Source organism: uncultured Nostoc sp. (assembly GCF_964247315.1).
Lineage (GTDB): Bacteria > Cyanobacteriota > Cyanobacteriia > Cyanobacteriales > Nostocaceae > Nostoc.
In genome coordinates, this window is the sequence record NZ_CAXTTT010000193.1 from 1 (window position 1) to 9,592 (window position 9,592).

The 9,592-nt window shown below is 42.9% G+C and carries 9 protein-coding genes; 3 read left to right on the top strand and 6 right to left on the bottom strand.

The features are described from left to right. Positions 1 to 258 precede the first annotated feature (258 nt). The gene (locus ACFE93_RS32815) at positions 259 to 417 is read left to right on the top strand and encodes a hypothetical protein (RefSeq protein ID WP_375480012.1); all 159 of its coding nucleotides are present in this window, start codon (positions 259 to 261) and stop codon (positions 415 to 417) included. A 295-nt stretch (positions 418 to 712) separates the two neighbouring features. Here the strand turns inward: ACFE93_RS32815 and ACFE93_RS32820 are convergent, their stop codons facing one another. The 4 genes from ACFE93_RS32820 to ACFE93_RS32835 all read right to left on the bottom strand — a co-directional run bounded on the left by ACFE93_RS32820 (position 713) and on the right by ACFE93_RS32835 (position 2,778). Further along, the gene (locus tag ACFE93_RS32820) at positions 713 to 994 is read right to left on the bottom strand and encodes a tyrosine-type recombinase/integrase (RefSeq protein ID WP_375480014.1); all 282 of its coding nucleotides are present in this window, start codon (positions 992 to 994) and stop codon (positions 713 to 715) included. 90 nt (positions 995 to 1,084) lie between these two features. Then, positions 1,085 to 1,480, bottom strand: coding sequence for a salt stress protein, Slr1339 family (locus ACFE93_RS32825; RefSeq protein WP_375480016.1), 396 nt, complete (start codon positions 1,478 to 1,480; stop codon positions 1,085 to 1,087). Positions 1,481 to 1,507: 27 nt separating this feature from the next. After that, positions 1,508 to 2,113 carry a VWA domain-containing protein gene (locus ACFE93_RS32830; protein ID WP_292869171.1) on the bottom strand — a complete coding sequence of 202 codons (606 nt, stop codon included), beginning with the start codon at positions 2,111 to 2,113 and terminating at the stop codon, positions 1,508 to 1,510. 59 nt (positions 2,114 to 2,172) lie between these two features. After that, the gene (locus ACFE93_RS32835; protein WP_375480018.1) at positions 2,173 to 2,778 is read right to left on the bottom strand and encodes a VWA domain-containing protein; all 606 of its coding nucleotides are present in this window, start codon (positions 2,776 to 2,778) and stop codon (positions 2,173 to 2,175) included. Between the two features lie 315 nt (positions 2,779 to 3,093). Here ACFE93_RS32835 and ACFE93_RS32840 point away from each other — a divergent pair, with 315 nt between their 5' ends. Further along, positions 3,094 to 6,150, top strand: a complete 3,057-nt coding sequence (locus tag ACFE93_RS32840) for a PAS domain S-box protein (protein WP_375480020.1) — start codon at positions 3,094 to 3,096, stop codon at positions 6,148 to 6,150. 156 nt (positions 6,151 to 6,306) lie between these two features. On the opposite strand, the gene obgE is transcribed toward ACFE93_RS32840, so the two are convergent. After that, positions 6,307 to 7,335, bottom strand: a complete 1,029-nt coding sequence (gene obgE / locus ACFE93_RS32845) for a GTPase ObgE (protein WP_375480022.1) — start codon at positions 7,333 to 7,335, stop codon at positions 6,307 to 6,309. A 196-nt stretch (positions 7,336 to 7,531) separates the two neighbouring features. Here obgE and aroA point away from each other — a divergent pair, with 196 nt between their 5' ends. Further along, positions 7,532 to 8,812, top strand: coding sequence for a 3-phosphoshikimate 1-carboxyvinyltransferase (gene aroA, locus ACFE93_RS32850; RefSeq protein WP_375480024.1), 1,281 nt, complete (start codon positions 7,532 to 7,534; stop codon positions 8,810 to 8,812). 18 nt (positions 8,813 to 8,830) lie between these two features. Here aroA and ACFE93_RS32855 read toward each other — a convergent pair whose 3' ends face one another. Beyond that, positions 8,831 to 9,490, bottom strand: coding sequence for a class I SAM-dependent methyltransferase (locus ACFE93_RS32855; RefSeq protein WP_375480026.1), 660 nt, complete (start codon positions 9,488 to 9,490; stop codon positions 8,831 to 8,833). Positions 9,491 to 9,592 lie beyond the last annotated feature (102 nt).

Sequence of the window (9,592 nt, forward strand, 5' to 3'; positions counted from 1 at the left end):
ATAACTGGTTTACCCATTCTTGTTACTGTACTTCACCAGACTAAGAAACGCTATACCATTTCTTTGTAAAGCTGTGCCAAATTTTCTTTCTTCCTTTGTGTCCTTCTCTGACGAGACGCTGCGCGTAGCTTGCTTCTCCGTAGGAGTATGCGCCCTACTCTGCGAAAAAAAGTTGCGCTCCAACACGATACCCATTGGGTAGAAAAGTACTAGGTCGAAAGGTCTGCTAATAAATATTGGTACTACCGCTATTGCTGGATGGTAGGCCGCAAGAAAAATCGCGTTTACTTGGGTAGCGTGGGTAGTATCAGGGCCAAGCGTAAAAAGGCAGATGTGGAAATTGCGATCGCAGATAGTTTTGAAATTTTAGATTTTCAGCTTATCTGCAACCCCAAGCTTTGTCATAAGTTAGGGTAAATCTCGTCAACCTGCTCCCATACCTGATTTGCAAGATTCTCCAGTGCCATAGCCATTCATTACAGGATGTTCATACTCACCGTGCTGCAAGCGCAAGGGAGAAAATCTCGATTTGGAGAAATAAGAGTTTGGCGTTCATAGAGTTGCGATCGCGCTCTTTACGTCGTCATCACTAACCTTGATGTATAGCAGTCCTAAATCATTTGTGAAAATTATATATCTCTTTGTTCTTTCTTCCCTTTGCGTCCTTGGCGTTCTTCTCTAACGAGACGCTACGCGAAGGCGGTTCGTTTCCTTATCTATATTTTTCACGACTCCTGCAAGGATTGCTATATGCTGAAAGCACTTTTAAGTCAGAATCACCAGTAATTTTTTTGATCGTGACCAAGTTGATACCCTTGTTCGCAAGATTGGTGATGAAAGTCCGACGTGTACTGTGAGTACTAATTCCCTTAGCTGACAATCCAGCTTTCTCAACCGCAATCCTTAAAATTGTAATTGTTGTCTTCCCAACTCCAGATGCACCGGATAAAAAAAGAATGTTTGGACGATAAAACGGCATGATTTTTTCTTGCATAAAAATCATGCCGTTTGGGTTAAGGATTGTTTATGGAGAATTGATATGGTTTTATAGAAAAATGAAAATTGTAGTGTATTTATTGTGAGTTTATTCATTGTTTCTTAAATATTCAATTGCTGCCTCTAATTTTGAGGAGTAACTTTCCGCAAACCTTTCAAACCAAAGTCCTTCAGACGAAAGTGGATCTACTTTGGCTAACCATTCTTTCGCTTGCACTTGCAAAGCCTCTAGTTGTTTGGCTTTGAGTTGTTCTTGTTGAATTCGTTCTTGTTCTAGTTCTTGCTGCCTTTTTAATTCAATAGCAGCATCCTCTTGGACAAAATCAGCCTTAACATCTGCCAAAAGCTTATCTATAAAAGATGCCGACTTTGGCGATGATGAAATAAACGATTTGGCTGTGGCTGATTTTGGCTGCTGCTGTTGTGGTTGTACTTCTTTGTATTCAGTTTGGAGTTCAGCTAATAGCTTGTCAATGGAATCCATTTTGACAATTCCTAATAAATAGTATAGCTAGTCATTAATGGCATTGAGTAGCACTTCCGATAGACTCAAATCTTCCATATCTTCCATAGTAATGGTGTCACAGATATCAAACTTAGCACCAGCACTTTGGAGTTCATCATCTAATACTTTGAGAAAGCGGGTAGCTTGCTGATCTGTGCCAACTTGAATAAAAGAAATAGCTAATTCTTCATCTCGATCGATGCGGCGAGAAGCTTCAATAATCACCCTCATGACTGCTTTGCGATCGTCCGGCTCACCATCAGTAACTACTAAAATTGTTTCACCATTTGGCTTGGTTTGACCGGCTGCTTTGCGTTGAAGGTAATCATCAGTTGCATGTTTTAACACACTTGCCAAGTCAGTTGTACCAGAAGGATCATTTTCTCGAAAAATTTGTGATACCTTGCTGGATGTGACATTTTCGTATCGCTTGAATTTGCCAGAAAATACATAGATAGTAATACCATCTGGGTCAAATTGCTCACACTTACTAGCTAAAGCTAAAGTTGATTCTTGGGCTGCAACCCATCTAGTTCTACCACCCTTTTGATCTTGGGTTGCCATACTACCGCTTTTGTCAATAATCAAGGTATAATCACGATTCTCTAGCATTATTCAATTCTCCAATTAAGAATTAACAGTTACTGAACTATGGGCGATCGACAAACATATTAGTCAGTTATTGCATTCGTCAATACATCTACAAGACTCATTTCTTCTAAGTCGTCTAAAGTGACAGTATCGCAAATATCAAATTTAGCACCAACACTTTGCAACTGGTCATCCAAAGCTTTGAGGAACTTAGTTGCTTGGGCATCTGAACCTACTTGAATAATCGAAATTCCTAATTCTTCATCACGTTCCATTTGGCGAGTAGCATGAATGATGACTTCAAACACAGCCTTGCGATCGTCTGGTTCACCATCGGTGATCACTAAAATTGTCTCTCCGTTTGGCTTGGTTTTACCAACTGCTTTGCGTTGAAAGTAGTTATTGAGAGCATCCTGGAGTACACCTGCTAAGTTTGTCGTGCCAGAAGGGTCATTTTCGAGAAATATCTGAGCGACTTTGGCTGAGGTGACATCATCGTAGCGTTTAAATCTACCAGAAAACACGTAAACGGTGATGCCATCGGGGTCAAACTGTTCGGCTTTTCTGGCCAAAGCGAGAGTAGACTCTTGGGCGATTTCCCATCTACTTCTACCGCCCACTTGGTCGGGTGTAGACATACTACCGCTTTTGTCAATGATTAAGGTATAGTCGCGATCGCTCATCATAATCTTCCTCTGATTGTTACCCTGTGGTTCTAGTCTAATCTACGAATTTGACGATACCGCAAGCATTTTAAGGTTTTGTATCAATTATGCTACTCAAAACAGCCGCGCCACAGTTGATGAATGCGTTGGCGTAGCCCGCCGCAGGCATCGCCTGACCAAACCTAATCTCTTTATTCCCCTAGAGAACAAAATCTTCCCAGTCCCCAATCCCCTGTTGCATCAATATTTAGTCTGGGAATAATAAATCATACTAATGCTGACACACACGGAGCTAAACAAAAGCTGTTTAGCTCAATTTTAGAGATAAATTCGGGTATGAACCATCCTAGATTTTTAGATAAATCCGCGCCAAAACAAAACACACAGCAGCAAAACTTTTCTTTGACATTTCTGTATCAGACAATCAACGGCATATCTGACCCAATTTTTGTCAAAGACCGTCAATATCGTTGGGTATTACTTAACGATACCTACTGTGATTTCGTCGGTCATAGCCGAGAAGAATTAATTGGCAAGTCAGACTATGATTTTTTTCTGCAAGCAGAAGCTGATGTGTTTCGGGAAAAAGATGAATTGGTTTTCACCACAAATATTACTAATGAGAGCCAGGAACTTTTTACCGATGCTCAGGGTATAACTCATCTCATCTCTACAAAAAGGTCTTGCTTTGAGGATGAGACTGGTAATAAATTTCTCGTGGGTAGTATTCGTGACATCATTTTACACAAAGAAGCCGAGATTGCGGTTGTGACTGGCATTACTGATATTACCAATTTGATGGAAACCTTAGAAAAACTCCGGGTAGTTGAAGAAGAACTGCGTCAACAAAACGAAGAATTAGCGATCGCTCGTGAAATGGCTGAATTAGAGCATCGGCGTTACCAAGATTTGTTTGATCTCGCCCCAGATGCTTACTTAGTGACTGATGTAGCCGGCATCATCAAAGAGGCTAACTATGTAGCCGCAGCTTTACTATCTGTGAAACAAAAATTTCTGGTAGGTAAACCATTCATCCTGTTTATTGCTGAATCAGACCGCCAAACCTTCATGAACCAACTGGCAAATTTGCAGCAGGTGCAGGATTGGGAAGTCTATCTACAGCCAGGAAGAGGTACAGCCTTTCCGGCTCGGATTAGGATGGTTGCGATGTATAATTCACAGGGTCAGCAGGTCGGCTGGCGTTGGTTGCTTGGCGACATCAGCGAACAGCAAGCTGCACTGCGCGATGTCTACGACGAGCTTCGCTTACGCCAGCAAGCAGAGAAAAACCTACACCGCATGAATGCTGTACTCCAAGCTCAACAAGAAGCTTCCATTGACGCAATTTTAATTATTGATGAAAATCTTACAGTTACATCATTTAATCAGAAATTCTCCCAGTTATGGCAAATTCCTGCTGCAATCCTCGAAACACGCGACGATCGCCAACTTATAGGATGGGTACTAGACCAACTAGTAAATCCAGACGAATTTCTGGCTAAGGTGAAGTATCTTTACCAGCATCCAGAGGAAAGCAGCCGTGATGAGATTTTCCTCAAGTCTGGAAAGATTTTTGAGCGCTATTCTGCACCCGTGCGTAAACAGCAAGGGACTTGTGATGAGATATCACCTCTAGAAGACTATTACGGTAGGGTTTGGTATTATCGCGACATTACCGAATACAAGCAAGCAGAGGCACAACTTAGGGCTTCACAGCAAAGACTGGCGTTGTTGATAGAACAAACACCTTTAGCCATTATTGAATGGAATACCAACTTTCAGGTTCAGACATGGAATCGAGCAGCAGAAAGAATCTTTGGATACACCACAGAGGAAATGCTGGGGAATCCTTTTGAAATCATAGTACCTGAAAACGCTAGAAAGCACGTAAATGAGATTCTCATTGCCCTGTTAACACAACAAGGAGGGAGTTTTAGTGTCAATGAGAACGTCACTAAAGATGGTAAGACGATAGTCGGTGAGTGGTATAACAACCCGTTAGTGGCTGCTGATGGCCAGGTGCTTGGTGTTGCCTCAATGGTGTTAGACATCACAGAACGCAAACGATCTGAAGAGGAACAGCAAAAATTTGTCGCTTTGATTGAAAATAGCAGCGACTTTATTGGCATTGCTTCAATGGAAGGACAAATTCTCTATGTGAACCCTGCCGGGCTGAAGATGGTGGGACTTAGTAGCCTGGAAGTAGCCAAAACCAAATCCTTGGTTGATTTTTATTCCCCAGAAGCTTTTGCAGAGTTGATACAGCAAATTACTCCTTTGATATTTCAACATAGTTTCTGGCAAGGCGAGTTTCGCTACAGGCATTTTCAAACGGGTATAGAAATTCCCACTGATTGCAGCCTGTTTATAGTTAAACATCCTGCAACAGGAGAGCCTTTCTGTCGGGTAGCTATTGTTAGGGACATCACAGAACGCAAACAAGCTAAGGAAGCCTTGCTAAAGTCGGAAGCGCAACTACGACAACAAGCCCAAGAACTTAAAGTTGCACTTTGCGAACTTCAACACACCCAGACTCACTTAATTCAAACTGAAAAGATGTCCAGTTTGGGTCAACTAGTTGCAGGAGTGGCACACGAAATCAACAACCCAGTCAATTTTATCTATGGCAACCTCAGCCCTGCCAAGGAATACACCCAAGATTTACTTTCACTTTTGCAACTTTACCAAAGTCATTATCCTGAACCTGTGCTAGAAATTCAGGATTTTGCAGACCAAATCGAACTAGACTTTTTGAAATCAGATTTTCCACAAATAATCAATTCAATGAAAGTTGGGGCAGACCGCATTCGCGAGATTGTACTTTCCCTGCGAACGTTTTCGCGCTTGGATGAAGCCGAAATGAAAGCTGTTGATATCCATCAGGGAATCGACAGTACTTTGATGATTTTGCAAAACCGCCTCAAGGGTAATGACCAACGTCCGACAATTGAAATAATCAAAGAATACGGTAAGCTACAGTTGGTTGAATGTTACGCAGGGCAGCTAAATCAAGTATTTATGAATATTTTGTCAAATGCGATCGATGCCTTGGAAGAGTCATTCATCATTTGTCCTATCTTTTGGGAAAATGCCCGAAACATAGAGCAAAGAACTTCCCCGCAAATTTGCATTCGCACTCAACTACAGGAGCCAAATCAGGTAACAATTAAGATTACCGATAATGGGTTGGGAATACCAGAAGATGTTAAAAAACAACTATTTGACCCCTTCTTTACCACCAAACCCATCGGTCAAGGTACAGGAATGGGTCTTGCCATTAGCTACCAAATCATTACAGAAAGACATGGCGGTTCCTTAGAATGTTTTTCGCAGCTAGGACAAGGCGCTGAGTTTGTGATTAAGATTCCTCTAATCCAGGATACATCAACATAATTCCTAATTGATAATACTCGCCTCTAGCGAGAAGCAAGCTACGTAATTCGTAATTTTAAAAGCTTCATCCCGTAAGTAAAAAAAACTATTTCTACTGCCAACAGCTACTTTCCTTCTGAAAGTAGTAATTACGAATTACGAATTACGAATTAGTAATTATCTAAAAGCCTCCACTTCTTCAGGAACCTTCATTTGGTCGAGAATTCCCCAAATTTCCTGTAACATCGGCTCTAACCCGGTGCGAGTCACCGCAGAAATCACAAAAACCGGGGCGTAGGAAAGATGATTAAGTTGGGTGGCTAACGCCTCCAAATCGACAGTTTCCCGATCGACTGCATCAATTTTATTCAGCGCCAAAATTTGCGGACGTTCTGCTAAACCCCGTCCATAAGCTTGTAATTCTTCCTTAATTGTGTAGTAGTCTCTAACCACATCATCACTAGTAGCATCAATTAAGTGAAGTAGCACCCGCGTGCGCTCGATGTGGCGCAAGAAATCATGTCCCAGCCCTGCTCCGTGAGCTGCTCCCTCAATTAGTCCGGGAATATCGGCGAAAACAGTACCATCGCCAGTAGGTTTCCGCACTACACCCAAATTTGGGATGAGCGTAGTAAAAGGGTAATCTGCGATTTTTGGACGTGCAGCTGATAAAGATGAAATTAAAGTGGATTTACCAGCATTTGGTAAGCCAATAATCCCCACTTCTGCTAAAAGTTTTAACTCCAGACGTAGCTGCTTTATTTCCCCTGGTAATCCTGGGAGGGCATATTCTGGGGCGCGATTACGGTTACTCAAGAAATGCTGATTTCCCAGCCCGCCTTTACCACCTTGGGCAATCAGCAAAGTCTGTTTAGGCTCAATTAAATCCCCTAGTAGTTCGCCAGTTTCAGCATCATAAATGCTTGTACCGCAGGGAACTTCAATAATTAAATCCTTTCCTGCTGCCCCAGTGCAGTTATTTGGCCCGCCACGAGTCCCCTTTTCTGCCTGAAAGCGATGGTTGTATCTGAAGTCCAACAAAGTTTGTAGGTTTTCTTCGGCAACGAAAAATATCGAACCACCTCGTCCCCCATTACCACCAGAGGGGCCGCCAGTCGGCACGTACTTCTCTCGCCGGAAAGCGACAATACCATCGCCGCCCTTACCAGCTTCAACTTCAATTTTTGCTTGATCGATAAATTGCATCTTTCTAGAGTCCTGTTAGCGGATAGCTGGCGTTGAGCCAGTGCTGAGTTATAGGCGAGTTTTAAATTATAAGTTTTAAAATTTTATTCCTCACTATTTACTTGTAACTCACACTCTTTACTCCCCTGCCCCTTTTGCTCAAGATATGGGAATATATAAAGAAAGTTGTAGCTAACCGCCTACGTAGAGGTTTAAAGTGGATACCATTGCAATTCCTGCTCTGAATCGGCCAGTGGATGCCACGGTAGAAATTCCCGGCTCTAAAAGTCTTACCAATCGAGCGTTGCTTGTCGCGGCGTTAGCACAAGGTGACTCAATTTTAGAAAATGCCTTATTTAGTGAAGACAGCGAGTATTTTGCCAAATGCGTAGAGCAGTTGGGCATTCCCATTACTTTGAATCCTCAACTGGCACAAATTCAAGTGGCGGGAAGAGGAGGGGAGATTCCAGCTAAACAGGCAGATTTATTTGTGGGTTTGGCAGGTACAGCAGCACGGTTTATCTCGGCGCTGGTGGCATTGGGTAACGGCGAATATCGGCTAGATGGGGTTCCCAGGATGCGAGAACGGCCGATGGGCGACATGCTGACGGTGCTACAAACGGGTGGAGCAACCGTTAACTTTGAGGGAAATTCTGGGTTTATGCCTTACACCGTCAATAGCCAGGGATTCGCTGGCGGAAATTTTCGGTTGAAAGCTAACCAAACAAGTCAGCAACTTTCGGCATTGCTGATGATTGCGCCTTATGCTCAACAAGATACGAACATTGAGGTTGAGGGGACATTAGTTTCTCAATCTTACGTCAAAATGACCTGTCGGCTGATGGCAGATTTTGGCGTGGAGGTGATTCAAATTGGCGATAATCAATTTCAGATTAAAGCAGGTCAACGTTACCAAGCTCGACATTACACAGTAGAACCCGATGCGTCAAATGCTTCTTACTTTTTTGCCGCCGCCGCCGTCACGGGTGGACGGGTGCGGGTAAAACATTTGACCAAACAATCCTGTCAAGGTGATATTCTCTGGCTGAATGTTTTAGAACAGATGGGTTGCCAAATTAAGGATTCGGATGATTACACTGAAGTGACGGGGCCAAAGCAATTGCAAGGCATCGACATTGATATGAATGATATATCGGATTTGGTGCAAACATTAGGAGCGATCGCCCCCTTTGCCAGTTCTCCAATTACCATTCGTAACGTGGAACATATTCGATATAAGGAAACTGACCGAATTAAAGCTGTGGTTACAGAGTTGCGACGGTTAGGTGTTGAGGTTGAAGAATTTGCAGATAGACTAAAAATTGAGCCTGGCCCCATTACCCCGGCGGCGATTGAAACCTATCACGATCATCGAATGGCGATGGCTTTTGCTGTCACTGGCTTGAAGGTTCCAGGGATTGTAATTAAAGATCCTGGTTGCACAGCGAAGACTTTTCCAGATTACTTTACCCGATTCTTCCAAATGTTAGAGCAATAAGAGCTATTTTCGCTAAACTTACTTTTTCAGTGCCAAAGTTAAGCCATCTGCGATCGCTACTAAACTAAGACTAACTCGCTGGTCTTGATGCAGTTTTTGATTAAAAGCACGAATTCTTTTAGTTCTATTATCTTGCACTTGGGGATCGGCAACCCTACCTGACCAGAGAACATTATCGATCGCAATCAATCCCCCCGGACGCACTAATTGCAGCGATCGCTCATAATAGCGATCATAGTTGCTCTTATCTGCATCGATAAAGGCAAAATCAAAAGTTTCTGCTTCTGTTGCCAGTAGCCAATCCAATGTCTGCAAAGCTGGGGCAATGTGCAGTTGAATTTTATCCGCCACTCCTGCTTGCTGCCAATAGCGCCGAGCGATCGTTGTGAATTCCTCACTGATATCACAGGCTACCACCTTACCGTCTTTTGGTAACGCCAATGCGACCACCAGGGAACTATAACCTGTAAATACCCCAATTTCCAAAGTTTTCTTAGCTCCTAGCAACTGCACCAGTAACGCCAAAAACTGCCCTTGTTCGGGAGCAATCTGCATTCTCCCTATCGGATACTGGGCTGTTTCCTGTCTTAGTTGGGTCAAAATTTCCGGTTCTCGAAGAGAAACTGACAGTAAATAGTCGTGGAGGTTTTGTTCGAGTCCTAATGTTTTAGTTGTCATGGGCATTGGGCATGGAGAATAGAGGACGAGTCTTTGATACTCGTGGGCGAGTCTTTGATACTCGTGAATGAGTCTTTGATACTCGTGAATGAGTCTTTGATA

Bases quoted from the DNA above. Each gene is read 5' to 3' on its own strand.
- ACFE93_RS32815 (WP_375480012.1), top strand. From the start codon at position 259: ATGGTAGGCCGCAAGAAAAATCGCGTTTACTTGGGTAGCGTGGGTAGT.
- ACFE93_RS32820 (WP_375480014.1), bottom strand. From the start codon at position 994: ATGCAAGAAAAAATCATGCCGTTTTATCGTCCAAACATTCTTTTTTTA.
- ACFE93_RS32825 (WP_375480016.1), bottom strand. From the start codon at position 1,480: ATGGATTCCATTGACAAGCTATTAGCTGAACTCCAAACTGAATACAAA.
- ACFE93_RS32830 (WP_292869171.1), bottom strand. From the start codon at position 2,113: ATGCTAGAGAATCGTGATTATACCTTGATTATTGACAAAAGCGGTAGT.
- ACFE93_RS32835 (WP_375480018.1), bottom strand. From the start codon at position 2,778: ATGATGAGCGATCGCGACTATACCTTAATCATTGACAAAAGCGGTAGT.
- ACFE93_RS32840 (WP_375480020.1), top strand. From the start codon at position 3,094: ATGAACCATCCTAGATTTTTAGATAAATCCGCGCCAAAACAAAACACA.
- obgE (WP_375480022.1), bottom strand. From the start codon at position 7,335: ATGCAATTTATCGATCAAGCAAAAATTGAAGTTGAAGCTGGTAAGGGC.
- ACFE93_RS32855 (WP_375480026.1), bottom strand. From the start codon at position 9,490: ATGACAACTAAAACATTAGGACTCGAACAAAACCTCCACGACTATTTA.